Below are 24250 nucleotides of genomic sequence, written 5' to 3'. Positions count from 1 at the left end.
CAGAAACGCCCTTGGGCTCTGTCCTGCGGGGGCGGTATGCTAGCATACGCGCCCCGCTAAACACTCATTCCTGCGACGTGAAGCGTTCTCAGGATGACCATGAATTGTTCGAGAGTTCTGTCGATGACCCATCCTGCCCTGATTGATGAGCTAAAGACCCTGGTTGAGCCCGGCAAAGTGCTGACCGATGCCGACTCCCTGGAGGCTTACGGCAAGGATTGGACCAAGCACTTCGCCCCCGCCCCGACCGCTATCGTCTTCCCCAAGACCATTGAACAGGTGCAGGCCATTGTCCGCTGGGCCAACACGCACAAGGTGGCGCTGGTGCCATCCGGTGGGCGTACCGGTCTGTCGGCGGCCGCCGTGGCGGCCAATGGCGAAGTGGTGGTGTCGTTCGACTATATGAACCAGATCCTCGACGTGAACCTCACCGATCGCACCGCCGTGTGCCAGCCGGGTGTGGTCACCAAGCAGTTGCAGAACGTCGCCGAAGAAAACGGCCTGTACTACCCGGTGGACTTCGCCTCGTCCGGTTCCAGTCAGATTGGCGGCAATATCGGCACCAATGCCGGCGGGATCAAGGTCATTCGCTACGGCATGACCCGCAACTGGGTGGCGGGCATGAAGGTCGTCACCGGCAAGGGCGATGTGCTGGAACTGAACCGCGACTTGATCAAGAACGCCACCGGCTATGACATGCGCCAGCTGTTTATCGGCGCCGAAGGCACCCTGGGCTTTGTGGTCGAAGCCACCATGCGCCTGGACCGGGCGCCGAAAAACCTCACCGCCATGGTGTTGGGCACTGCTGACTTCGACTCGATCATGCCGGTACTGCACGCGTTCCAGAGCAAGCTGGACCTGACCGCCTTTGAGTTCTTTTCCGACAAGGCATTGGCCAAAGTTCTCGGCCGTGGCGATGTGCCGGCACCGTTCGACACCGAGTGCCCGTTCTACGCCCTGCTGGAATTCGAAGCCACTACCGAAGAAGTGGCCAACCACGCCCTGGAAACCTTCGAACACTGCGTCGAGCAGGGCTGGGTGCTGGATGGCGTGATGAGCCAGAGCGAAACCCAGTTGCACAACCTGTGGAAGCTGCGCGAGTACATCTCCGAGACCATCTCCCACTGGACGCCGTACAAGAACGACATCTCGGTCACCGTGTCGAAAGTGCCGGCATTTCTCAAGGAAATCGACGCAATCGTCGGCGAACACTACCCAGACTTCGAAATTGTCTGGTTCGGCCATATCGGTGATGGCAACTTGCACTTGAACATCCTCAAGCCGCAAAACCTGTCCAAGGACGAGTTCTTCGCCAAGTGCGCCACCGTCAACAAGTGGGTGTTCGAGACCGTCGAGAAGTACAACGGCTCGATCTCCGCCGAGCATGGCGTGGGCATGACCAAGCGCGACTACCTGACGTACAGCCGTTCCCCGGTTGAAATCGAATATATGAAGGCAGTGAAAGCGGTGTTCGACCCGAACGGGATCATGAACCCGGGCAAGATCTTCGCTGTTTAACCATCACGAAAGAGGAAGCGGGCCATGAGCTATCAGCACAAGTACGTCGACGGCACCAACATCCACTTTCCACTGGGTAAAGTGGTCTGCATCGGGCGCAACTACGCCGAACACGCGAAGGAGCTGGATAACCCGGTGCCGACCGAGCCTCTGCTGTTTATCAAACCGGGCAGTTGCGTGGTGCCGTTGGAAGGCGGCTTTGCCATTCCAGCCGAGCGCGGTTCGGTGCATTACGAAGCGGAAATCGCGGTGCTGATCGGCAAACCCCTGTCGAAAACCCCGAGCCGTGAAGAAGTGCTGGACGCCATCTCCGGCTTCGCCCCGGCCCTGGACCTGACCTTGCGCGACAAGCAGGCCGAACTCAAGGCCAAGGGCCTGCCGTGGGAAATCGCCAAGTCCTTTGACGGCGCGGCGGTCATTGCCCCGTTCGTGGTGGGCAGCACCTTCCCGGACTTTACCGATATCGGCATTCGCCTGAGCATCAATGGCCAGGTGCGCCAGGACGGTAACAGCGCGCAGATGCTCAACCCGATCGTGCCGATGATCCAGCACATGGCCGGTTGCTTCTCGTTGCAGGCCGGGGATGTGATCCTGACCGGCACCCCTGTGGGCGTAGGCCCGCTGCAAGTGGGTGACGAACTGGTGCTGGAACTGCCGGGTGTCAGTCGCTTCGAAAGCGCCGTACGCTAACCCCATCTCTCTGTAGGAGCCGGCTTGTGTGGGAGCTGGCTTGCCTGCGATAGCATCACCGCGGTGTGCCTGATACACCACGGTGCTTGCATCGCGGGCAAGCCCGGCTCCCACACAAGCCCGTACACAGATTATTTGTGCGTACTGCGCACATCGGGGTTTTGCATTTTTTTCACACGCCATCCGGATAATCCTCGGCCATATGGCACCCAGGCGCTCTGAGCCCTGGGCCATCACCGACAGCCGATTATCTGGAATGCCTCCATGGCCGTACCCCTTTCTTCTGCGAATCCCACCCCGCGCCCGCGCCTGAATATGCGCTGGTACTCCTGGCTGTTGCTGGCCGGGGTGATCATGTATGGGGTTTCCTGGTTGATGCACTGGGATGACCGGGGCGCGTTATGGGTGTTGGAGCGCTTTGAAAGCCCGGTCGAACGCCGAGAAAGCGTCTGGCTTCCGGACTACCAGGCGGTGATCGACGCCAAGCCATTGCCCGGCATGGAAAAGGACGAAGCGTCGGACCTGGCCTACAACCCGCAGACCAAAACCTTATTCGCAGTGATGGGTCGCAACCCGTTCCTGGTAGAACTCAGCCTGCAGGGCGATGTGCTGCGCAAGATTCCCCTGGTGGGCTGGAGCAACCCGGAAGGCGTGACGGTCATGGAAAACGGCGTGCTGGGCATCGTGGATGAGCGCAGGCACAACGTGACGCTGGTCAAGGTGGATGCCGACACGCGCCAACTGGCTTTCGCCGACTTCCCAAGCTACGACCTGGGCCCCTCCGAGAACCAGAACAAGGCATTCGAGGCCATCACCTGGGACAAACGCAATCAACAGCTGGTGCTGGGTATCGAGCGTCCGGCGCAGTTGTTTACTTGGGCCAGCGACGGCGGCCAGGTCCTGGCGGGCGACAAGCAGAAGTTGCCCAGCTCCGAACTGGATATCCGCAATCTCTCGGCCTTGAGTGTCGATCCGCGTACCGGCCACCTGTTGGTGCTGTCCGCCGACTCTCATCTGCTGCTGGAGCTGGACGAAAAGGGTCAACAGGTCAGCTTCATGACCGTGCTGGGCGGCTTCAATGGCCTGAAAAATACGATCCCCCGCGCCGAAGGCGTGACCATGGACGAAAACGGCACGCTGTACATGGTCAGCGAGCCCAATCTGTTTTATCGGTTCGATAAGCAGAAATAGCCGACTAATACGTCGGACTCTTCTCTATGCGCGGCATTCCCCAGACATTGAGCTGCGTTTAAGTTTAAATTCAGACGGCTGTGATATTCATTTGCCAGTTTTGACTTTGAGCCAGCCCCCATGCGCCGATTTGCCCGCCCCAAACCTGCCCTTCTTATTCTGTTGCTGATCGCCCTGGTTGCCGTGGGCGTGGTCGCCCAGCAGTTTCGATTATTCGAGCGCGCCTGGTTCAACTGGCAGACCTGGCGCCAGCCGCTGGATGAACGCTCCATTGGCCTGGCGGACTATGAGGTGGTGCTGGAAGCCCAGGTGATTGAGGGCCTGGATGATGATGTCTCGGCGCTGACCTACGACCCGGTGCGCAAGAGCCTGTTTACCGTGACCAATCAAAACGCCGAACTGGTTGAACTGTCCCTGGACGGCAAGATCCTGCGGCGTATCAACCTGGTGGGGTTTGGCGATGCCGAAGCGGTGGAGTTCATCAGCGAGAACACCTATGTGGTCAGCGATGAGCGTCAGCAGCGGCTGATCAAGATTCACCTGGAGGACGACACGCAGTTTCTCGACGCGGCCGAGGCCGAGCAGATGACCCTGGGTGTGCACCTGAAGGGCAATAAAGGCTTTGAAGGGCTGGCGTATGACTCGGTGGGCAAGCGCCTGTTTGTCGCCAAGGAGCGGGACCCGATGTTGATCTACGAAGTGCACGGCTTTCCCCATTTCAAACCGGAAAAAACCTACTCGGTCCACGTAGTCAACAACCCCCGACGCGATGCCGGGCTGTTTGTACGCGACCTGTCCAGCCTGCAATACGACGAGCGCAGCGGCCATTTACTGGCGCTGTCCGATGAGTCGTACCTGGTGCTGGAACTGGATATCGACGGTCGCCCCTTGAGCAGCTTGTCGCTGCTCAAGGGGCGCAATGGCTTGAAAAAACGTGTGCCCCAAGCCGAGGGTATCGCCATGGATGACGATGGCACGTTGTACCTGGTGAGTGAGCCGAACCTGTTCTATGTCTTCAAGAAAAAGCCCGAGCAGCGGTAGGCGCGGATCAGAACATCCATTGCACACCCAGCGAATAGCCGGTCTGGCTGCCTTCGGCATGGCCCAGGCGGCCGTTCACTTCGGCGTACACCCCAAGCTGCGGGGTGATCGCCAATTGGCTGCCGACCTGCGCGCGGCCGAAACTCTTGTCCACTGAACCCAGGCGTGCGGTGCGGGCCTGGCCGTCGGCGCGGGCGGTCAGGTCGAGGTCGTCGAGGCGGCCGTCGGCCAATTCCTTGACCCAGGCGATGTCGCCGTAGGGCATCAGGCTCAGGCCGTAAGGCAGGGCCACGGCACCGCGCACACGCCAGCCAAGGCTGGCTTCCAGGGAGTCGAAGGATTGCTCTTCATATTCGAGGGCGGTGCGCAGGTTCTGCTTCTCGTGGAACTTGTCGATGCGCGAGTGGCTGTAATCGAGCCCGGCAAACGGTCCGGTCTTGATCGCGCCCAGATCGAAGTCATAACCGCCGAGCACTCGGGCACCCAGGGACAGGGCGTCGGTCTCGCCAGTCAGTTGCTGGTTAAGCAGCACGGGGCCACCATTGGCCTGGATCAGCAGGTTGCGTTTTGAGTCGAAGCTGCTGTGGCCCACGCTCAGGTCGCCGGCCAGCCAGGTCGGGCCGCCATCGTTCAACAGGGCGTAGACCGCAGCTTGCCAGGTGTCGCTTTGCAGCTTGCCACGGTGTTCCAGCTTGTCGCGGCCGTTGAGGTAGCTGAGGCTGGCGCCGATGTTCAGGCTGCTGCTCAGTTGATAGTCGCCCAGGGCATGCAGGCCCAGGCGCCGGGCCTCGGGGTTGGGGGCGGTGTCGAAGCCGCTGTCTGGGTTGTATTCGCCGTCCACGCCGATCTCGCCATCGAAACTGCCCACTTCACGGCTGGCCGATTGCAGGGTCAGCCAGCGCCGGTCATGCAGGCGCACCATGGCTTGGTGCTGGCGCTGCAGGTTGTCCTGCATATTGCGCGCAACCGCGCCGCCCGAGCTGGTGGAGGCCATCAAGTCGGCATTGGTCAGCTCCAGCACCAGGCGGCTGAGCAGGCGCGAATAGTCGCGCAGGCGCTGGTCGATGCGTTCCTGGCCGAAGGCGTTGGTCAGGACCGTCTTGTTGTCTTCGGTGGGGTCGTGCCAGGTCGAGCCGCCGGGGATCGCCGGGTTGTCGGTCTGGGTGTAGCCGTCCAGGGCACCCAGTTCCCAGTTGGTGGCTTCCACATACAGGATTGGGATATTGAGCCCCTCGAAGGCTTCGCCGTCACTGCAACAGCCAGTGCCGGCGGGGTATTGCGCGTCCAGGCCGGGGTTGGTGAACAGGTTGATGTTCAGCTCCTTGGCGATCTGGAAGGTGTGCTCGCGCAATGAGGCGAGGGCCGGGTTGGCGGTGCTGTTTTGGCCGGCGTGGGCGTACATCATGTCGCCGGTGATCAGGCTGTCGAGGTTGATCATGGCCAGCATATTGGCGCGCTGGCTGGCGCTCAACGAATCGACAAACGCCTTGGAGCCACGCAAGCCTTCCTCTTCGGCGCCGAAGCCGACGATCTGCAAGCCGTTTTCCAGTTGCAGGCCGCCAAGGTTCTTCGCTACTTCGGTCAGCACGCTGGCGCCGGAACCGTTGTCGTCCAGGCCTTGCAGGGCCGGGCGGCCGAAGTAGGTATCGAAGTGCGCGCCAATCACCACGTACTGCGGTTTGGTGCCGGCGGCGTAGGCCACCACGTTCTGCGAGGCGCGGCTGCCGCCATTCCAGGTGAAATCCTGGCGGCTGATGTCATAGGCGCTGCCCATCTGGCTCTGCATCCAGTCGGCGGCCCCGGCGAAGTTGGCCGTGCCGCGATAGCGGCCGGGGTAGTCGGTGATCAGCTTTTCCAGGGTGACATTGGCGTGCTCGCCATAGTCGTAGGCATGGGATTGAGTCGACAGCAGGGCACAGGCAACGCTGACAGCGAGGGCTAGGGGCTTGATCACAAGGTCTTCCTTGAGGTGGTTGAGGGAGTGGCTCGGCGGGACCGATTGCACAATGCGCGCCTCATTCCATGGGGCAAGCGCGAATTGGCGCGTTGTTGGAAGTGGGGGTCGCCTGGCTATAAGTTGTAACGGATTTGATACCAGATGCGGCGGGGGCTGCCGTGACCTGGCGCACAGATTGGGGCAAGCGGGGGAGGGGTTGCTGCGAAAAGTAGCGTTTTTGTTACATGTCCATCGGATGGAGCGCGGTCAAAAATGTGGGAGCGGGCTTGCTCGCGAATGCGGTGTGTCAGCTAGCAAAATCGGTGACTGGCACACCGTATTCGCGAGCAAACCCGCTCCCACAGGGGTTCTGTGTGTACTTAGGCCTTGAGGGTCTTCACGCCTTCACGGGTCCCCAGCAGCAGCACATCCGCAGGCCGTGCCGCAAACAAGCCATTGGTGACCACACCGACGATGGCATTGATCTGGGTCTCCAGCTCCACCGGGTTGGTGATCTGCATGTTGAACACGTCGAGGATGATGTTGCCGTTATCGGTCAGCACACCTTCGCGGTACACCGGGTCGCCGCCCAGTTTCACCAGCTCGCGAGCCACGTGGCTGCGGGCCATGGGGATCACTTCGACGGGCAGCGGGAAGTTGCCCAGTACCGGCACCAGCTTGCTGGCGTCGGCGATGCAGATAAAGGTCTTGGCCACGGCCGCGACGATTTTCTCGCGGGTCAGGGCTGCGCCGCCGCCCTTGATCAGGTTCAGGTGCTCGTCGCTTTCATCGGCGCCGTCGACGTAGAACTCCAGGTCGCTCACGGTATTGAGTTCGTACACCGGAATGCCATGGCCCTTGAGGCGCGCGGCGGTGGCTTCGGAGCTGGCCACGGCGCCGTCGAATGCGCCCTTGTGCAAGGCCAGCGCGTCAATGAAGCAATTGGCGGTGGAGCCGGTGCCGACGCCGACGATGCTTTTATCGTCGAGTTTAGGAAGGATTAAATCGACGGCGGCCTGGGCCACTGCCTGTTTGAGTTGATCCTGGGTCATGCGGGCTCCGGAACGGGCGGGGAGTAAAGAGGGGCGCGAGTATAACCCAACAAAACCTCTGGATTCGTGTGGTCGTCCGGCCAAAAGGCGGGTTAGACTCCTCGGCCCTGCCCAACCCGCCCAGTGATGCTTTCCGATGCTCGAACAGTACGTCAAAAAGATCCTCACCTCGCGCGTTTACGACGTTGCCGTGGAAACCCCGTTGCAGACCGCCCGCCAGCTCTCCGAGCGCCTGGGCAACAAGGTCTGGCTCAAGCGCGAAGACTTGCAGCCGGTGTTTTCCTTCAAGATTCGCGGCGCCTACAACAAGTTGACCCAACTGACGGCCGAAGAACGTGCCCGTGGCGTGGTCACCGCCTCGGCGGGTAACCATGCCCAGGGCCTGGCCCTGGCGGCCAAGGTGCTGGGGGTCAAGGCCACGATCGTGATGCCCAAGACCACCCCGGAAATCAAAGTCGAAGGCGTACGCTCCCGTGGCGGCAAAGTGGTGCTGCATGGCGACTCCTTTCCGGAAGCGCTGGCGTATTCGCTGAAGCTGGTCGACGAAAAAGGCTACGTCTACATTCACCCCTATGATGATCCACACACCATTGCCGGGCAGGGCACCGTGGCGATGGAGATCCTGCGCCAGCACCCGGGGCCGCTGGACGCGATTTTCGTCCCAGTGGGCGGTGGTGGCCTGATTGCCGGTATCGCGGCGTATGTGAAGTACCTGCGCCCGGAGATCAAGATCATCGGCGTCGAGCCGGACGACTCCAACTGCCTGCAGGCTGCCATGGCCGCGGGCGAACGCGTGGTGCTGCCGGCCGTGGGGATCTTTGCCGATGGCGTGGCGGTGGCGCAGATCGGTCAGCACACCTTCGATATCTGCAAGGACTATGTGGATGAAGTGATCACCGTCAGCACCGATGAAATCTGCGCGGCGATCAAGGATATCTACGACGACACCCGCTCCATCACCGAGCCTGCAGGGGCATTGGGCGTGGCGGGGATCAAGAAGTATGTAGAAACCCGTGGTGTCAGTGGCCAGACCTTTGTCGCCATAGATTCCGGGGCCAACGTCAACTTCGACCGCCTACGCCATGTGGCCGAGCGCGCCGAGTTGGGTGAAGGTCGCGAGGCGATCATTGCCGTGACCATTCCCGAGCGCCCGGGCAGCTTCAAGGCCTTCTGCGAGGCTGTGGGCAAGCGCCAGATCACCGAATTCAACTACCGCTACCATTCCGGCAGCGAAGCGCACATTTTTGTCGGGGTGCAGACCCACCCGGAAACCGACCCGCGCAGCGCGCTGATTGCCAGCCTGAGCGAGCAGGGTTTCCCGGTGCTGGACCTGACCGAGAACGAACTGGCCAAGTTGCACATCCGCCATATGGTCGGCGGCCACGCGGCGCACGTCAGCAATGAGCTGGTGTTCCGCTTCGAGTTCCCGGAGCGTCCGGGGGCCTTGTTCAACTTTCTTAACAAATTGGGCGGGCGCTGGAACATCTCGATGTTCCACTATCGCAACCACGGCGCGGCCGACGGCCGTGTGGTCGCCGGGCTGCAAGTGCCGGCCAACGAGCGCCATCTGGTGCCGGCGGCGTTGGCAGCGATTGGTTACCCGTATTGGGATGAAAGCGACAACCCGGCCTATCAGCTGTTCCTCGGTTGAGCGACTACGCTGATTGGGCGGCCTTTAAGGAATCGAGAGCATGGAATATCTGACAACCCTCAAGACGATCCACATGGTGGCAACGGTGCTGCTGTTGGCCAGTGGCCTGGCCCTGGCCGTGCTGAGCTGGCGCAAGCGCGCCGCTGGCCCGGCGGTTACGTTGCATCGGCCATGGCTGTTTGTCTGGTTGTTGATGGGCGTAAGCCTGGTGAGCATGCCGTTTACCGGCTGGTGGCTGGTGCACCTGGTCGGCTGGCCGTTGGGGCAGACGTGGATCCTGGGTTCCAGCGTGATCTACAGCGTCGCGGCGCTGGCCTGGTTCTGGCTGGTGGTGCGCCTCAATCGCCTGCGGCTGGGCGGTACGGGCAGTGCGAAGTTCACCCTGGCCCTGGCGATTGTCAGCCTGGTGGGGTTTGTGGCGATTGCCGGGTTGATGGGCGCCAAACCCGTTTAAGGCTTGAAACCGGGTCGCCTTCATTCGCGAGCAAGCCCGCTCCCACATTCGATTGCATTCCAGAGGTGGAACCCGATCAAATGTGGGAGCGGGCTTGCTCGCGAAAGCTTTATCAGCCGCGCAGGCTAATCACCGGCCAACCACGCTTCTGGGCCTTGGCCCGCAGATTCGCATCCGGATCCACCGCCACCGGATGAGTCACCTGCTCCAGCAGCGGCAGGTCATTCATCGAATCGCTGTAAAAATAGCTGTCTTGCAGGCTAAAGCCGGTTTCTTCCAGCCACCGATTCAAGCGCGTCACCTTGCCCTCACGGAAGCACGGTACATCGGTGCTGCGCCCGGTGTAGCGGCCATCGGCCATCTCGCATTCGGTGGCGATCAGGGTTTCAACCCCCAACCGTGCGGCAATCGGCGCGGTGACAAAGCGGTTGGTGGCGGTGATGATCACCAGCGTGTCACCGGCGGCGCGGTGTTTGGCCAGCAGTTCCACGGCCTGGGGCAGGATGATCGGCTCGATGCAGTCGCGCATGAAGTCGCGGTGCCATTCGTCGAGCTGGGCCATCTCGGTGCTGCCGAGGATTTCCAGGCTGAAGTTCAGGTACGCGGCGTTATCCAGCTTGCCGGCCAGGTAATCCTGGTAGAACTCGTCGTTGCGGGTCTTGTAGGCAACGGCATCGAGGATGCCGCGTTCACACAGGTAATCACCCCAGGCGTGGTCACTGTCGCCGCCCAAAAGCGTGTTGTCCAAGTCGAATAAAGCCAGGCGCATTGCGGTTACTCGCTGAAAAGTCTGTAAAAAGGCGTCCAGAATACGGTCTTTTCACAAGAGTGCACATAAGGTAAGCAGCCTCGTTGCCGCTGCAACAAGCTTTGTGGAACAATGCGGCGACATGCGTTTGCGAGGTTGTTGCCGTGATCGACCCCGATGGTTTCCGTCCAAATGTCGGGATTATTCTTACGAATGATGCCGGACAGGTGCTATGGGCTCGCCGAATCAACCAAGATGCCTGGCAGTTTCCCCAGGGTGGGATCAACCCCGACGAAACCCCTGAAGACGCCCTGTACCGTGAGTTGAACGAAGAAGTCGGCCTGGAGCGCGAAGATGTGCAAATTCTGGCCTGTACCCGAGGCTGGTTGCGCTATCGTTTGCCGCAACGCCTGGTGCGTACCCACAGCCAACCGCTGTGCATCGGCCAGAAGCAAAAGTGGTTTCTCCTGCGCCTGATCTCCAACGAGCAGCGGGTGCGGATGGATTTGACCGGTAAACCGGAGTTCGATGGCTGGCGCTGGGTCAGTTATTGGTATCCGTTGGGCCAGGTGGTGACATTCAAGCGCGAGGTTTATCGTCGCGCTCTCAAAGAGCTTGCCCCGCGCCTTTTATCGCGCGACTGACGACGGAGTTCGACCCCGAGCCATGCTCAATACGCTGCGCAAGATCGTCCAGGAAGTTAACTCCGCCAAGGATCTCAAGGCGGCGTTGGGGATTATTGTGTTGCGCGTCAAGGAAGCCATGGGCAGCCAGGTCTGCTCGGTTTACCTGCTGGACCCCGAGACCAACCGTTTTGTGCTGATGGCCACGGAGGGCTTGAACAAGCGCTCCATCGGCAAGGTCAGCATGGCGCCCAATGAAGGTCTGGTGGGCCTGGTGGGGACGCGTGAAGAACCCCTGAACCTTGAAAACGCGGCCGATCACCCGCGTTATCGCTACTTTGCCGAAACCGGTGAAGAGCGCTACGCCTCATTCCTCGGCGCACCGATCATCCACCACCGCCGCGTTGTCGGCGTATTGGTCATCCAGCAGAAAGAGCGCCGCCAGTTCGATGAAGGTGAAGAAGCCTTCCTCGTGACCATGAGTGCGCAGTTGGCCGGGGTGATCGCCCATGCCGAAGCCACCGGCTCGATTCGCGGCCTGGGGCGCCAGGGCAAGGGGATCCAGGAAGCCAAGTTCGTCGGCGTGCCGGGTTCACCTGGCGCGGCGGTCGGTACTGCGGTGGTCATGCTGCCCCCGGCCGACCTGGACGTGGTGCCGGACAAGTCCGTCGACGACATCGACGCAGAAATCAAACTGTTCAAGACCGCCCTGGAAGGCGTGCGCGCCGACATGCGCAACCTGTCGACCAAGCTGGCCACCCAGCTGCGCCCCGAGGAACGGGCGCTGTTCGACGTGTACCAGATGATGCTCGACGACGCGTCCCTGGGTAACGAAGTCAAGACCGTGATCAAGACCGGCCAGTGGGCCCAGGGCGCGCTGCGCCAGGTGGTCACCGATCACGTCAACCGCTTTGAACTGATGGACGACGCCTACCTGCGCGAGCGCGCCTCGGATGTGCGCGACCTCGGTCGGCGCCTGCTGGCCTACCTGCAGGAAGACCGCACCACCAACCTGGTCTACCCCGACAACACCATCCTGATCAGTGAAGAGCTGACTGCCACCATGCTCGGCGAAGTGCCGGAAGGCAAACTGGTGGGCCTGGTCTCGGTGTTGGGCTCGGGCAACTCCCACGTGGCGATCCTGGCCCGGGCCATGGGCATCCCGACGGTGATGGGCCTGGTGGACCTGCCGTATTCCAAGGTCGACGGCATCTCGATGATCGTCGACGGGCACCGTGGTGAGGTGTATACCAACCCCAGCGAAGTGCTGCGCAAGCAATACGCCGAAATCGTCGAGGAGGAGCGCCAGCTGTCCCAGGGGCTCGATGCCCTGCGCGAACTGCCCTGCGTGACCCTCGACGGCCACCGTGTACCGCTGCTGGTCAATACGGGCCTGCTGGCGGACGTGGCGCGTGCGCAACAACGTGGCGCTGAAGGGGTGGGCCTGTACCGCACCGAAGTGCCGTTCATGATCAACCAACGTTTCCCGAGCGAGAAGGAGCAGCTGGCGATTTATCGCGAGCAACTGTCCGCCTTCCATCCGTTACCGGTGACGATGCGCAGCCTGGATATCGGCGGCGACAAGTCACTGTCTTATTTCCCCATCAAGGAAGACAACCCCTTCCTTGGCTGGCGCGGCATCCGCGTTACCCTCGACCACCCCGAAATATTCCTCGTCCAGACCCGCGCCATGCTCAAGGCCAGCGAAGGCCTGAACAACCTGCGCATCCTCCTTCCGATGATCTCCGGCACCCACGAGCTGGAAGAAGCCCTGCACCTGATCCACCGGGCCTGGGGCGAAGTGCGCGACGAAGGCGCCGACGTGCCGATGCCGCCGGTTGGCGTGATGATCGAAATCCCGGCAGCGGTGTACCAGGCCAAGGAATTGGCACGGCAGGTGGACTTCCTGTCGGTGGGCTCCAACGACCTGACCCAATACCTGCTGGCCGTGGACCGCAACAACCCACGGGTGGCCGACCTCTACGACTACCTGCACCCGGCGGTGCTGCAAGCCTTGCAGAACGTGGTGCGCGATGCCCATGCCGAAGGCAAGCCGGTGAGTATCTGTGGGGAAATGGCCGGTGATCCGGCGGCGGCGGTGCTGTTGATGGCCATGGGCTTTGACAGCCTGTCGATGAACGCCACCAACCTGCCGAAGGTCAAGTGGATGCTGCGCCAGATCAACCTGAGCAAGGCCAAGGATCTGCTGGCGGAATTGATGACCATCGACAACCCGCAAGTTATCCACAGCTCGCTGCAGTTGGCCCTGAAAAGCCTGGGGTTGGCGCGGATGATCAATCCGTCTGCGACCAAAACCCTCTAGACCGAGGGGGGGCCATCGCAGGCAAGCCAGCTCCCACACTTGGAATGTATTTCAAACGGTGGGAGCTGGCTTGCCTGCGATGACGGTGGCCCAGTCTCCACTAAATCCTCAGTTCCACCTCGCCCAGCCGCCCGCCATGGGGCCCAAAGCTGCGCTCGACCATGTGCCGCAGCCCATCGGCATGCACAATCAGCGCGGTACTCGCTCGCGTCCCGTAACTGGGGCTGGCGATAAACACACTCGATAACAGACTTTCCGTGGCCAACCCGACACCGGTATCCGGCAGTTCGGCAAAGGGTGCGGTCTGTGGGTCGCTCAAAATCCCCAGCAAGGCTTCAGGGTGCGGATCATCCAGCACTTGGGCCAGTGCTGCCTTGGCCTTGAGCAGCTTTGGCCAGGGCGTATCCAGCCCGGCATTGGATAAGCCATAGATCCCGGCCGTCAGTTGGGTAGGCGTCGACTCATTGGCGTTGTAGTGCCACAGCTCTTGCGGCGTGCCAATCAGCAGGTTGAAGCCGGCATATTCAATTGATCTGCCGTTAACATCGGCTAAATAGTGGTCAATCGGCAGGGAACCGTGGAGAAAACGCGCCACCAACTCGCCCCGGGACTTGCGCGCCGGTGGCTGGTGCGGGTCACGGATATTGGTCAGCGCGGCAAACCGTCCGTCGGCGCCGATCCCCAGCCAGGTGCCCCCGGCTTCCTGGTCGCGACCGGCATACACCTGCGGTGTATCGGGCCACTGGGCCAAGGGCAGGCTGGGCCGGGCGTAGAATTCGTCACGGTTGGCCGCGACGATCAGGGGCTGGGCATGGCCCGGCCGCCAGGCGAAAACAATCAGGCACATAAGGCGATCCTTTTGTGTTTTGCTCACTCTACCCATAGAACCGCCGGCTATCCATCGTATCCAAGTTGGGCCAGATGCCTCCCATCCGTTAACATGCCAGGCTGCTTGGCGCGGGTGCGAACTTCTTCATTTGATCGAGCCGCTGTAACGCAGGCTTAATCGTCCACCGGCAAGGTCCGTGCGCAATAACGAATGATTTAACGAGGAGTCGCAATGCTGCCTTACCCGCAGATCGACCCGGTGGCCCTGGCCATCGGTCCGCTGAAAATCCACTGGTACGGGTTGATGTACCTGATCGGCATCGGCGGCGCCTGGCTGTTGGCTTCCCGACGCCTGAACCGCTTTGATCCGACCTGGACCAAGGAGAAGCTCTCCGACATGGTGTTCTGGATGTCGATGGGCGTGATTGTCGGCGGGCGCCTGGGTTATGTGTTGTTCTACGACCTGAGCGCGTACCTGGCCAACCCTACCCTGATTTTCGAGGTGTGGAAGGGCGGCATGGCGTTCCACGGCGGTTTTATCGGCGTGATGCTCGCGGCCTGGTGGTTTGGCCGACGCAATGGCAAGTCATTCTTCCAACTGATGGACTTTATCGCGCCGATGGTGCCGATTGGCCTGGGTGCCGGGCGTATCGGTAACTTCATCAACGCCGAATTGTGGGGCAAGCCGACCGACGTGCCGTGGGCCATGGTGTTCCCGCCGTTCAGCGACCCGGCGCAGTTGGCGCGCCATCCGTCGCAGTTGTACCAGTTCGCCTTGGAAGGCGTGGCGCTGTTCCTGATCCTCTACATCTACTCGCGCAAACCCCGCCCAACCATGGCGGTTTCGGGGATGTTCGCCCTGTTCTACGGGATTTTCCGTTTCATCGTCGAGTTCGTGCGGGTGCCGGATGCGCAGTTGGGCTACCTGGCGTTCGGCTGGCTGACCATGGGTCAGGTTCTCAGCATTCCGATGATTCTTGCTGGCCTGGGCCTGCTCTGGTGGGCTTACAACCGCCCGCAGGCGATCAAGACCAGCGCGCTATAAATTCGAACGCCGGGGCCTGAGGGCCTCGGCTTCACCGATACAGGTAATGTCATGAAGCAATATCTCGAGCTGGTTTCCCACGTCATTAACAACGGCACCAAGCAGGCCAACCGCACTGGCGTGAACACCATCAGCTTCCCCGGTGCGATGTTGCGCTTTGATCTGCAGGAAGGTTTCCCAGCCATCACCACTCGCAAAATGGCCTTCAAGTCGGCGATTGGCGAGATGTGTGGCTTTTTGCGTGGGGTGAACAACGCCGCCGAATTCCGCGCCCTGGGCTGCAAGGTGTGGGACCAGAACGCTAACGAAAACGCGCAGTGGCTGGCCAACCCGTTCCGCCAGGGCGAGGACGACCTGGGCGAGATCTACGGTGTGCAATGGCGCAAATGGCCGGCGTACAAGCAGATCCCGTTGAGCAACCAGGCCGCTATCGAGCAGACCCTGGCCCAGGGCTATCGCCAGATCGCCGAAGGCGAGGAAGACGGTCAGGCCTACGTGGTGCTGTACAAGGCCATCGACCAGATCCGCCAGTGCGTCGACACCATCATCAAGGACCCGGGCAGCCGGCGCATCCTGTTCCACGGCTGGAACTGCGCCCAGCTCGATGAAATGGCCTTGCCGCCGTGCCACCTGCTGTACCAGTTCCACCCGAATGTCGAGACCAGGGAGATTTCCCTGACCCTCTACATCCGCTCCAACGACCTGGGCCTGGGCACGCCGTTCAACCTCACCGAAGGCGCGGCACTGCTGAGCCTGATCGGCCGCCTGACTGGCTACACGCCGCGCTGGTTCACCTATTTCATCGGTGACGCGCACGTCTACGAAAACCACCTGGACATGCTCAACGAACAGCTCAAGCGCGAGCCTTTCGCCGCGCCGAAGCTGGTGATCAGCGAGCGCGTGCCGGAGTTTGCCAAGACCGGGGTGTACCAGCCGGAGTGGCTGGAGCTGATCGAACCGAGCGATTTCTCGCTGGAAGGCTATGAGCACCATGCGCCGATGACGGCGCCGATGGCGGTCTAGTCGAGACCGCATCGTCTGCATCGCAGGCAAGCCAGCTCCCACAAGTGACCGAGTACTCAGGCACATGTGGGAGCTGGCTTGCCTGCGATGGCGTCAACTCAGTCACCCCATTATCTAATGCCCGTGACTACGACCCACATGTGAATGCTCCGCCTCACTGGCCGCCACACTCCCACTGACCTCCAGCCGCTGCAAAATCCCACACTGGTCGATCTCCGGCCCTTCGCCACAGCGCTGGCGCAGGTCGATCAACTGTTTCTGCAAGGCCAGCAACCCATCAATCCGCGCCTTGACGTGATGGATATGCTCGTCGATCAGCGCATTTACATTTTCACACTGGTCCTGGGGGCTATCGCGCAGGCCCAGCAGGCTGCGGATTTCCTCCAGGGTCATGTCCAGGCTGCGGCAGTTGCGGATAAACGTCAGGCGCTCGGTGTGGGCCTGGGTGTACAGGCGGTAGTTGCCCTCGCTGCGCGCCGGTGGCGGCAGCAGGCCTTCCTTCTCGTAGTAACGGATGGTCTCCACCGGGCAGTCGGTCAGTTTGGCCAATTCACCGATCTTCATCGCAGCAATCTCCAAAAGGGTGCTTGACCCTATAGTGGCTACAGGGTCTTTACTTGGCAACAGGCACCTTCATGGACGCGACACAATGAGCGAATCCCTGCGCACCCCGCACAAGCACGACCACAGCCACGATCATGATCACGACCATGATCATAGCCATCACGACCACGGCCATGATCATGACCACAGCCATCATGATCACGCGCAAAAGCTTGCCCCTGTGAAAGAGCATGATCATGGCGGCGGCTCCTGCTGTTCCGGCGCGGCAGCCCCCTCGTTGGTGACGTTGACGCAAACAACCAGCGCCAACGCGCGCCTGAGCACTTTCCGCATCGAGGCCATGGACTGCCCCACCGAGCAAACGCTGATCCAGAACAAACTGGGCAAGATGGCCGGTGTGCAGCAGTTGGAATTCAACCTGATCAACCGCATCCTCGGTGTCACCCACGACCTGCCGAGCACCGCGCCGATCGTCGAGGCCATCAAGTCCCTGGGCATGCAGGCCGATCCGATCGAGGAGGGCGTGCCGGCCGCCGCACCACCGGCCAAGAAGCACTGGTGGCCGCTGGCCCTGTCCGGCTTTTGCGCCCTGGCGGCGGAGGTGATCCATTTCACCGACGCGGCTCCGACCTGGGTGGTGGCGCTGGTGGCGCTGGTGTCGATCCTCAGTGGCGGCCTCACCACCTACAAAAAGGGCTGGATTGCCCTGAAAAACCTCAACCTGAACATCAACGCGCTGATGAGCATCGCCGTGACCGGTGCGATCCTGATCGGCCAGTGGCCGGAAGCGGCGATGGTGATGTTCCTGTTTACCGTGGCCGAGCTGATCGAGGCCAAGTCCCTGGACCGTGCGCGCAATGCCATCAGTGGCTTGATGCAAATGACCCCGGAGCAGGCCACGGTGCGTCAGGCGAACGGTAGTTGGGTCGAACAAGAGGTCAAGACCATTGAACTGGGTGCCATCGTGCGGGTACGCCCCGGCGAGCGCATTGGTCTGGATGGTGAAGTCACCGCCGGCCAGTCCACCATCGACCAGGCGCCGATCACCGGCGAAAGCCTGCCGATCGAGAAAACCGTGGGCGATAAAGTCTTCGCCGGCACCATCAACCAGGCCGGTTCCCTGGAATACCGGGTGACCGCTGCCGCCAATAACTCGACCCTGGCGCGCATCATCCACGCAGTGGAACAGGCCCAGGGCTCGCGGGCGCCGACCCAGCGCTTTGTGGATAGCTTCTCGAAAATCTACACCCCGGCGGTGTTCCTGTTTGCCCTCGGCGTGGCCGTGATCCCGCCGCTGTTCATGGGCGCGGTGTGGTTTGACTGGATCTACCGCGCCCTGGTGCTGTTGGTGGTCGCGTGCCCTTGTGCCTTGGTGATTTCCACCCCGGTGACCATCGTCAGCGGCCTGGCGGCGGCGGCGCGCAAAGGCATCCTGATCAAGGGCGGCGTGTACCTGGAGGCCGGCTACAAGCTCGACTACCTGGCCCTGGACAAGACCGGCACTATCACCCACGGCAAGCCGGTGCAGACCGACTACCTGGCGTTGTTCCCCAATGTAGAAGACAACGCGCCGGCCCTGGCCGCCAGCCTGGCCGCGCGTTCCGACCACCCAGTGTCGCTGGCGATCGCCAATGCGGCTGTGGATAAAAAACTCCTGCTGCAGGTTGTGGATAACTTCGAGGCCCTGGCCGGGCGCGGGGTCCGTGGCGAGATCAACGGTGAGGTCTATCACCTGGGCAACCACCGCCTGGTGGAAGAGCTGGGCCTGTGCTCGCCGGCCCTTGAAGAAAAACTCTTCGCCCTGGAAAAACAAGGCAAGTCCGTGGTGCTGCTGCTCGACAAATCCGGCCCGCTGGCGCTGTTCGCCGTGGCCGATACGGTCAAGGACAGCAGTCGCGAAGCCATCCAGCAGTTGCACGACCTGGGCATCAAGACCCTGATGCTCACCGGCGACAACACCCACACCGCCCAGGCAATTGCCACCCAGGTGGGCATCGACCAGGCCCAGGGCGATCTGTTGCCCACCGACAAGCTCAAGGCTATCGAGGATCTGTACGGGAAAAACCACCGGGTCGGCATGGTCGGCGATGGCATCAACGACGCCCCGGCCCTGGCCCGCGCCGAAATTGGCTTTGCCATGGCCGCAGCAGGCACCGACACGGCCATCGAGACCGCCGACGTGGCGCTGATGGACGATGATTTGCGCAAGATTCCGGCATTCATACGCTTGTCGCGACAAACGTCGAGTATCCTCAAGCAGAACATCGCCCTGGCGCTGGTGATCAAGGCGATCTTCCTGGCCGTCACCTTCATGGGCATGGCCACCATGTGGATGGCGGTGTTTGCTGACATGGGCGTGAGCCTGCTGGTGGTATTCAATGGTCTGCGCCTGTTGCGCAAATAGTCGATGAGAGGGTGGTGTGCTGAGTGCCGAGTTGAAGGCGTTTTACATGGTCGCCCGCCTGGGCAGCATTACCCAGGCGGCGAAAAAACTCGGCCTGAGCCAACCTACGGTGACCACCCAGATCCGCCATCTGGAAAGCCAGTACTCGGTTGAGCTGTTCTATCGCGGTGGCCGCCGCCTCACCGTCAGCGACGAAGGGGCGCGGCTGTTGCCGATGGTCAAGGCGCTGTTGCAGCAGGAGGCGGATATCGAGTTTTTCCTGCGCAACAGCGGCCAGGTCCAGGGCACGTTGCGCATCGCCGCGACCGCGCCCTATTACATCCTCGACCTGGTGAAAACCTTCCGCGAACGCTTGCCCCACGTGGAAGTGGCAGTGGAAATCGGCAACTCCCAGCAGGTCCTCGAAGCACTGGATGATTACCGGGTGGACGTCGCCGCCTCCTCGCAATTGCTGGAAGACCCGCGCCTGATCCGCCGGGTGCTGGGCTCCGACCCGCTGGTGCTGGCGGTGCATCGCAATCATCCGCTGGCCGTGCTGGAACATGTGCCGCTCAGTGCGCTGGCGGGGCATACCCTGTTGATGCGCGAGGCAGGTTCGACCACCCGGCGCTTGACCGAAGAGATGCTCAAAGGCGCTGGCGTGGGTTATGGGCCGCTGCTGGAAATCGGCAGCCGTGAGTCGATCCGCGAGGCGGTGCTGCGCAATATCGGCATCAGCATCATCGCCCGCCAGGAAGTGCCCCATGACCCGCAACTGCGGGTGCTGACCATCGAGAATGCGCCGCAGATTCCTGAATACCTGTACTGCCTCAAGGAGCGTAAAGGTGCGCGGTTGCCGGCGGCGTTTCTGGGGTTGGCGCAGGAAATGTCGCCGCTCTGAAAGATTTTGGGTGGTTTTGAAATCGCCATCGCAGGCAAGCCAGCTCCCACATGTGAAGGTATTCACAGCTCCAAATGTGGGAGCCGGCTTGCCTGCGATAGCGGTAGACCCAACACCCCATGGCTTTACCCCTACCCAAATCCACCAATACCACTATCACCCGCTTTTGCCTTCCTGCCACACCAGGGACGCATTTGCTGCCTAGCATGGCCTTCATCAGTTTGATGAGGTGCCACCATGAACACAGCCCAGCTCAACCCCGGCGCGCCGATGACGGTGCGTGGTATCCAGAAGCGCTTTGGCGCCTTTACTGCCCTGGACCATGTGTCCCTGGACGTCGCCGCCGGTGAACTGGTGTGCCTGCTCGGCCCCTCGGGCTGCGGCAAGACCACCTTGCTGCGCTGCATCGCCGGCCTGGAGCGCCAGGACAGCGGCGAGTTGTACCTGGGTGATCGTGACGTTTCCCTACTGGCACCCCAGGCGCGGGACTACGGCATTCTGTTCCAGTCCTACGCGCTGTTCCCCAACCTCAGCGTCGAGGCCAATATCGGCTACGGCCTGGCCGGCAGCGGTCGCGATGAAGTGCGCAAACGCGTGGCGCAGATGCTGGAGCTGGTGGGCCTGACCGGCAGCGAAAAGAAATACCCCGGCCAACTGTCCGGCGGCCAGCAGCAACGGGTCGCCCTGGCCCGTGCCCTGGCGCCGGCCCCGTCGCTGTTGCTGCTGGATGAGCCGATGTCGGCCCTCGATGCCCGGGTGCGCGAGCACCTGTGCACCGAGTTGCGCCAGTTGCAACGCCGCCTGGGCATCACCACCCTGATGGTCACCCACAACCAGGACGAGGCCATGCTGATGGCCGACCGCATCGCCGTGATGAACAACGGCAAGGTCGAGCAGTACGCCACCCCTCAAGAGATCTACGACCGCCCGGCCACCCCGTTCGTGGCCGAGTTTGTCGGCCAGGGCAACTGGCTGCCCTTCAGCCGCAACAGCGCCAGCCACGCCCAGGTTGGCGGGATGAATGTGCGCCTGGCCGAAGACAGCGGCAAGGCCGCGTCGGGCCGCCTGTTCTGCCGGCCGGAAGCGATCAGCGTCAACCCGCCGGTACACGAAGAAAACCTGTTCCCGGCCAAGGTCCGCGAGATCACCTTCCTCGGCAACCGTTGCCGCATGAGCTTTGAACTGGACCAGTTGCCCGGCCATCCGCTGCTGGCCGAACTGGCGCCGGAAGCCATGCCACGCCTGGGCGCCCAGGATATCTGGGTGGCGCTGCCGCCGCGCAGCCTGCAGGTGTTTGCCTGAGATGGCCACTGATATGACCCTGCCAGTACCCGGCCGTGTGGCGCGTCAGGCTGCCCGTGCGCAAATCGGCGACCGTATCTTCGTACTGGGCGGCAAGCTACTGCTGCTGTGCCTGTTGGGCCTCGCCGTACTGCTGCCGCTGCTGGCGATCTTCTGGCGCGGTTTCAGCGCCGAAGACGGCCAGGGCGGCGGCCTGGTGGCGGCGCGTGAGCTGCTGACCAGCGCCAACTTCCACTGGCTGCTGGGCAACAGCCTGAAGGTCTCCCTGAGCGTCGCGATCATTGTCGTACCCCTGGCCTACCTGTTTGCCTACGCCTTGCAACGCACGCTGATCCCCGGCAAGACCCTCTGGCGCGGCCTGTCGTTGCTGCCGCTGATGGCGCCGTCGATGCTGCCGGGCATCGCCCTGGTGTACCTGTTCGGCAACCAGGGCATGTTGCGCGGCCTGCTGTCCGACAACATCTACGGCTTCTGGGGGATTGTCCTCGGTGAAGTGATCTACACCTTTCCCCATGCGCTGATGATCCTGCTGTCGGCGCTGTCCCTGGCGGATGCGCGGTTGTTCGATGCCGCCTCGAGCATGGGCGCCAGCCCGGCCCGGGCGTTTCGCAGCATCACCTGGCCGGCGACGCGCCAGGCCGTGTTCGCCGCGTTCTGCCTGGTGTTCACCCTGACCATCACGGACTTCGGCGTACCGGTGGTGGTGGGTGGTGACTATCAAGTGCTGGCGCTGGAGGCCTACAAGGCCGTGGTTGGCCAACAGCAGTTCGGTCGCGGCGCCTTGATCGGCATGGTGCTGCTGCTGCCGGCGTTGCTCAGTTTCGCGGTGGATACCTGGCTGCGCCGGCGCCACGGCGACTCCATGAGCGGCCGCGCCCAGGTGTTCCAGCCGGCGCCATCGCGTCTGCGTGATGGCTGCTACCTGGCGATTGTGCTGCTGATCTGCGCGGTGCTGCTGTTGGTGTTCGGCATGGCGGTGTACTCGTCGCTGGTGAAGTTCTGGCCGTACAACCTGTCGCTGTCGCTCAACCACTACCAGTTCAACGACACCGCTGGCGGCGGCTGGCTGGCCTATCGCAACAGCCTGACCATGGCGATCTGCACCGCACTGATTGGCAGCGTGCTGATCTTCACCGGCGCTTACCTGATGGAAAAGACCAAGGGGCAGAAGGGCTTGAACCTGGCGCTGCGCATGCTCAGCTTTGTGCCGATGGCGGTGCCTGGCCTGGTGCTGGGCCTGGGCTACGTGTTCTTTTTCAACCTCAACGGCAACCCGCTGCATGTGCTCTACGGGACCATGACGCTGCTGGTGGTGTGCACCATTGCTCACTATTTGACCACCGCGCAAATGACCGCCACCACCGCCCTGCGCCAACTCGACGCCGAGTTCGAAGCCGCCGCGCTGTCGCTCAAGGCGCCGCTGTACCGCCACTTTTTGCGGGTCACCGTGCCGATCTGCCTGCCGGCGCTGTTGGATATCCTGCGCTACCTGTTTGTCTCGGCGATGACCACCGTATCTGCGGCGATCTTTCTTTACAGCCCCGACACCATCCTTGCGGCGGTGGCGGTGCTGAACATGGACGACGCCGGCAACGTGGGCGGCGCGGCGGCCATGTCGACCCTGATTCTGTTCACTTCAGCCGGCGTCTCGCTGCTGCTGGCGTGGGCCTCACGCGGCTTGTTGCGCCGCTCCCAGGCCTGGCGCCAAACCGCGCCCGGTCAATAACTCTGCCCCACACAAGGAAACGCACCATGTTCAAGCCCCTGGCCCTCGCCGCTGCTGTGCTCACCGCGTTCAGCCTGAATGCCTTTGCTGCCAAGACCGAGTTGACCGTGTACACGGCCCTTGAAGCCGAGCAGCTGAAGACCTACAAGAAAGCCTTCGAAGCGGTCAACCCGGACGTCGAGATCAAGTGGGTGCGCGACTCCACCGGCATCATCACCGCCAAGCTGCTGGCAGAAAAAGCCCGCCCACAAGCCGATGCGGTGTGGGGCCTGGCGGCCTCCAGCCTGGCGATCCTCGATCAGCAAGGCATGCTGCAAAGCTATGCGCCGAAGGATCTGGACAAAATTGGCAAGAACTACCGCGACGCCGCCAACCCACCGGCCTGGGTCGGCATGGACGTGTGGGCTGCGACCATTTGCTTCAACACTGTCGAAGCCGAGAAACAGGGCCTGAGCAAGCCGATCAGTTGGCAAGACCTGACCAAGCCTGAGTACAAGGGCAAGATCGTCATGCCTAACCCGGCGTCGTCCGGCACCGGTTTTCTCGACGTCAGCGCCTGGTTGCAGACCTTCGGCGAGAAGCAGGGCTGGCAGTACATGGATGACCTGCACCAGAACATCGGCCAGTACGTGCACTCCGGTTCCAAGCCATGCAAGTTGGCGGCTTCCGGTGAGTTCCCAATCGGCATTTCCTTCGAATACCCGGCGGTGCAGCTCAAGCGCCAGGGCGCGCCACTGGATATCGTATTGCCCAAGGAAGGCCTGGGCTGGGACATCGAAGCCACTGCGGTGATCAAGGGCACGGCCCACCCGGAAGCGGCACAGAAGCTCGCCGATTTCTCTGCAAGCCCCGCAGCGATGGAGCTGTACAAGGAAAACTTCGCCGTGCTGGCCCAGCCGGGCATTGCCAAGCCGCAGACAGAATTGCCGGCGGACTATGAGCAGCGCCTGATCAAGAATGACTTTGCCTGGGCCTCGAAAAACCGCGATAACATCCTGGCTGAATGGCGTAAGCGCTATGACGGCAAGTCGGAGAAAGTGGCAGGTCAATAATATTCGTTGGGGCTGATGGCCTCGTCGCCGGCAAGCCAGCTCCCACATTTGAAGGTGTTCACAATTCATCCTGTGGGAGATTCTATGGTTTTGGGGAAGCCCCCAAAACCGCTTTTGACTGGTATTCGCTCAGGTTTTTCATGAGCGAAAAGGCGATGCGCGCCAGCTTGCGGCCAATGATGACCAGGGCTTGAGTCGT

General features: G+C 61.9%; 20 protein-coding genes and 1 pseudogene. 15 read left to right on the top strand and 6 right to left on the bottom strand.

What is annotated here, in order from left to right; all coding sequences use genetic code 11:
• Nucleotides 1-123 precede the first annotated feature (123 nt).
• From HBR94_RS08680 to HBR94_RS08665, 4 genes are all read left to right on the top strand, one after another.
• Nucleotides 124-1518, top strand: coding sequence for an FAD-binding oxidoreductase (locus HBR94_RS08680; RefSeq protein ID WP_057960917.1), 1395 nt, complete (start codon nucleotides 124-126; stop codon nucleotides 1516-1518).
• Nucleotides 1519-1542: 24 nt separating this feature from the next.
• Nucleotides 1543-2208 carry a fumarylacetoacetate hydrolase family protein gene (locus tag HBR94_RS08675; RefSeq protein WP_170044516.1) on the top strand — a complete coding sequence of 222 codons (666 nt, stop codon included), beginning with the start codon at nucleotides 1543-1545 and terminating at the stop codon, nucleotides 2206-2208.
• Nucleotides 2209-2472: 264 nt separating this feature from the next.
• Nucleotides 2473-3399 (top strand): SdiA-regulated domain-containing protein, encoded by a 927-nt coding sequence (locus HBR94_RS08670; protein WP_170044515.1) that lies wholly within the window; start codon nucleotides 2473-2475, stop codon nucleotides 3397-3399.
• Between the two features lie 120 nt (nucleotides 3400-3519).
• Complete coding sequence (locus tag HBR94_RS08665) at nucleotides 3520-4440, top strand: SdiA-regulated domain-containing protein (protein WP_057960915.1); 921 nt, start codon at nucleotides 3520-3522, stop codon at nucleotides 4438-4440.
• A 7-nt stretch (nucleotides 4441-4447) separates the two neighbouring features.
• On the opposite strand, the gene HBR94_RS08660 is transcribed toward HBR94_RS08665, so the two are convergent.
• Nucleotides 4448-6394: an autotransporter domain-containing protein gene (locus HBR94_RS08660; RefSeq protein ID WP_115129440.1), complete on the bottom strand. Its 1947-nt coding sequence runs from the start codon at nucleotides 6392-6394 to the stop codon at nucleotides 4448-4450.
• A 362-nt stretch (nucleotides 6395-6756) separates the two neighbouring features.
• A complete protein-coding gene (rpiA, locus tag HBR94_RS08655) occupies nucleotides 6757-7428 on the bottom strand; it encodes a ribose-5-phosphate isomerase RpiA (RefSeq protein ID WP_057960913.1) in 672 nt (223 codons plus the stop codon).
• A gap of 136 nt (nucleotides 7429-7564) precedes the next feature.
• Between rpiA and ilvA the strand changes: the two genes are divergently transcribed.
• Both ilvA and HBR94_RS08645 read left to right on the top strand, forming a co-directional pair.
• On the top strand, nucleotides 7565-9079 hold the full coding sequence (gene ilvA, locus HBR94_RS08650; RefSeq protein WP_057440412.1) for a threonine ammonia-lyase, biosynthetic: 1515 nt from the start codon (nucleotides 7565-7567) through the stop codon (nucleotides 9077-9079).
• Between the two features lie 40 nt (nucleotides 9080-9119).
• A complete protein-coding gene (locus HBR94_RS08645) occupies nucleotides 9120-9533 on the top strand; it encodes a DUF2269 family protein (RefSeq protein ID WP_057960912.1) in 414 nt (137 codons plus the stop codon).
• Between the two features lie 112 nt (nucleotides 9534-9645).
• On the opposite strand, the gene HBR94_RS08640 is transcribed toward HBR94_RS08645, so the two are convergent.
• A complete protein-coding gene (locus tag HBR94_RS08640) occupies nucleotides 9646-10302 on the bottom strand; it encodes an HAD family hydrolase (RefSeq protein WP_169960097.1) in 657 nt (218 codons plus the stop codon).
• A 143-nt stretch (nucleotides 10303-10445) separates the two neighbouring features.
• Here HBR94_RS08640 and HBR94_RS08635 point away from each other — a divergent pair, with 143 nt between their 5' ends.
• Nucleotides 10446-10925 carry an RNA pyrophosphohydrolase gene (locus tag HBR94_RS08635; RefSeq protein WP_053128161.1) on the top strand — a complete coding sequence of 160 codons (480 nt, stop codon included), beginning with the start codon at nucleotides 10446-10448 and terminating at the stop codon, nucleotides 10923-10925.
• Between the two features lie 22 nt (nucleotides 10926-10947).
• Nucleotides 10948-13227 carry a phosphoenolpyruvate--protein phosphotransferase gene (gene ptsP, locus HBR94_RS08630; RefSeq protein WP_057960910.1) on the top strand — a complete coding sequence of 760 codons (2280 nt, stop codon included), beginning with the start codon at nucleotides 10948-10950 and terminating at the stop codon, nucleotides 13225-13227.
• Between the two features lie 100 nt (nucleotides 13228-13327).
• Here ptsP and HBR94_RS08625 read toward each other — a convergent pair whose 3' ends face one another.
• Complete coding sequence (locus tag HBR94_RS08625; protein WP_115129222.1) at nucleotides 13328-14074, bottom strand: NRDE family protein; 747 nt, start codon at nucleotides 14072-14074, stop codon at nucleotides 13328-13330.
• A gap of 213 nt (nucleotides 14075-14287) precedes the next feature.
• Between HBR94_RS08625 and lgt the strand changes: the two genes are divergently transcribed.
• Together lgt and HBR94_RS08615 are read left to right on the top strand one after the other, a co-directional pair.
• Nucleotides 14288-15100 carry a prolipoprotein diacylglyceryl transferase gene (lgt, locus tag HBR94_RS08620; protein WP_057440408.1) on the top strand — a complete coding sequence of 271 codons (813 nt, stop codon included), beginning with the start codon at nucleotides 14288-14290 and terminating at the stop codon, nucleotides 15098-15100.
• A 51-nt stretch (nucleotides 15101-15151) separates the two neighbouring features.
• On the top strand, nucleotides 15152-16123 hold the full coding sequence (locus HBR94_RS08615) for a thymidylate synthase (protein ID WP_057960909.1): 972 nt from the start codon (nucleotides 15152-15154) through the stop codon (nucleotides 16121-16123).
• A gap of 114 nt (nucleotides 16124-16237) precedes the next feature.
• Here HBR94_RS08615 and cadR read toward each other — a convergent pair whose 3' ends face one another.
• Nucleotides 16238-16687: a Cd(II)/Pb(II)-responsive transcriptional regulator gene (gene cadR / locus HBR94_RS08610; protein WP_057440406.1), complete on the bottom strand. Its 450-nt coding sequence runs from the start codon at nucleotides 16685-16687 to the stop codon at nucleotides 16238-16240.
• An 85-nt stretch (nucleotides 16688-16772) separates the two neighbouring features.
• Here cadR and HBR94_RS08605 point away from each other — a divergent pair, with 85 nt between their 5' ends.
• The 5 genes from HBR94_RS08605 to HBR94_RS08585 all read left to right on the top strand — a co-directional run bounded on the left by HBR94_RS08605 (nucleotide 16773) and on the right by HBR94_RS08585 (nucleotide 24051).
• Nucleotides 16773-19091 (top strand): heavy metal translocating P-type ATPase, encoded by a 2319-nt coding sequence (locus tag HBR94_RS08605; protein ID WP_170044514.1) that lies wholly within the window; start codon nucleotides 16773-16775, stop codon nucleotides 19089-19091.
• Between the two features lie 16 nt (nucleotides 19092-19107).
• Nucleotides 19108-19971 carry a LysR family transcriptional regulator gene (locus HBR94_RS08600; RefSeq protein WP_057440404.1) on the top strand — a complete coding sequence of 288 codons (864 nt, stop codon included), beginning with the start codon at nucleotides 19108-19110 and terminating at the stop codon, nucleotides 19969-19971.
• A 237-nt stretch (nucleotides 19972-20208) separates the two neighbouring features.
• Nucleotides 20209-21273, top strand: coding sequence for a putative 2-aminoethylphosphonate ABC transporter ATP-binding protein (locus tag HBR94_RS08595; protein WP_057440403.1), 1065 nt, complete (start codon nucleotides 20209-20211; stop codon nucleotides 21271-21273).
• Nucleotide 21274: 1 nt separating this feature from the next.
• The gene (locus tag HBR94_RS08590) at nucleotides 21275-22999 is read left to right on the top strand and encodes a putative 2-aminoethylphosphonate ABC transporter permease subunit (RefSeq protein WP_170044513.1); all 1725 of its coding nucleotides are present in this window, start codon (nucleotides 21275-21277) and stop codon (nucleotides 22997-22999) included.
• A 26-nt stretch (nucleotides 23000-23025) separates the two neighbouring features.
• A complete protein-coding gene (locus HBR94_RS08585) occupies nucleotides 23026-24051 on the top strand; it encodes a putative 2-aminoethylphosphonate ABC transporter substrate-binding protein (RefSeq protein WP_170044512.1) in 1026 nt (341 codons plus the stop codon).
• An 82-nt stretch (nucleotides 24052-24133) separates the two neighbouring features.
• Here the strand turns inward: HBR94_RS08585 and HBR94_RS28590 are convergent.
• Nucleotides 24134-24250: pseudogene (locus HBR94_RS28590) on the bottom strand (IS110 family transposase); the annotation flags it as partial.

The organism is Pseudomonas sp. WS 5412, assembly GCF_012985615.1.
Taxonomy (GTDB): Bacteria; Pseudomonadota; Gammaproteobacteria; order Pseudomonadales; family Pseudomonadaceae; genus Aquipseudomonas; species Aquipseudomonas shahriarae.
Note: the sequence above shows the minus strand (reverse complement) of the source record. Positions and strands in the feature narration are given on the sequence as shown.

Coding starts and splice junctions, on each gene's coding strand:
- HBR94_RS08605 (WP_170044514.1), top strand. CDS start 16,773: ATGAGCGAATCCCTGCGCACCCCGCACAAGCACGACCACAGCCACGAT.
- lgt (WP_057440408.1), top strand. CDS start 14,288: ATGCTGCCTTACCCGCAGATCGACCCGGTGGCCCTGGCCATCGGTCCG.
- HBR94_RS08585 (WP_170044512.1), top strand. CDS start 23,026: ATGTTCAAGCCCCTGGCCCTCGCCGCTGCTGTGCTCACCGCGTTCAGC.
- HBR94_RS08670 (WP_170044515.1), top strand. CDS start 2,473: ATGGCCGTACCCCTTTCTTCTGCGAATCCCACCCCGCGCCCGCGCCTG.
- HBR94_RS08595 (WP_057440403.1), top strand. CDS start 20,209: ATGAACACAGCCCAGCTCAACCCCGGCGCGCCGATGACGGTGCGTGGT.
- rpiA (WP_057960913.1), bottom strand. CDS start 7,428: ATGACCCAGGATCAACTCAAACAGGCAGTGGCCCAGGCCGCCGTCGAT.
- HBR94_RS08625 (WP_115129222.1), bottom strand. CDS start 14,074: ATGTGCCTGATTGTTTTCGCCTGGCGGCCGGGCCATGCCCAGCCCCTG.
- HBR94_RS08590 (WP_170044513.1), top strand. CDS start 21,275: ATGGCCACTGATATGACCCTGCCAGTACCCGGCCGTGTGGCGCGTCAG.
- cadR (WP_057440406.1), bottom strand. CDS start 16,687: ATGAAGATCGGTGAATTGGCCAAACTGACCGACTGCCCGGTGGAGACC.
- HBR94_RS08680 (WP_057960917.1), top strand. CDS start 124: ATGACCCATCCTGCCCTGATTGATGAGCTAAAGACCCTGGTTGAGCCC.
- HBR94_RS08615 (WP_057960909.1), top strand. CDS start 15,152: ATGAAGCAATATCTCGAGCTGGTTTCCCACGTCATTAACAACGGCACC.
- HBR94_RS08640 (WP_169960097.1), bottom strand. CDS start 10,302: ATGCGCCTGGCTTTATTCGACTTGGACAACACGCTTTTGGGCGGCGAC.
- HBR94_RS08675 (WP_170044516.1), top strand. CDS start 1,543: ATGAGCTATCAGCACAAGTACGTCGACGGCACCAACATCCACTTTCCA.
- HBR94_RS08645 (WP_057960912.1), top strand. CDS start 9,120: ATGGAATATCTGACAACCCTCAAGACGATCCACATGGTGGCAACGGTG.
- HBR94_RS08665 (WP_057960915.1), top strand. CDS start 3,520: ATGCGCCGATTTGCCCGCCCCAAACCTGCCCTTCTTATTCTGTTGCTG.
- ptsP (WP_057960910.1), top strand. CDS start 10,948: ATGCTCAATACGCTGCGCAAGATCGTCCAGGAAGTTAACTCCGCCAAG.
- ilvA (WP_057440412.1), top strand. CDS start 7,565: ATGCTCGAACAGTACGTCAAAAAGATCCTCACCTCGCGCGTTTACGAC.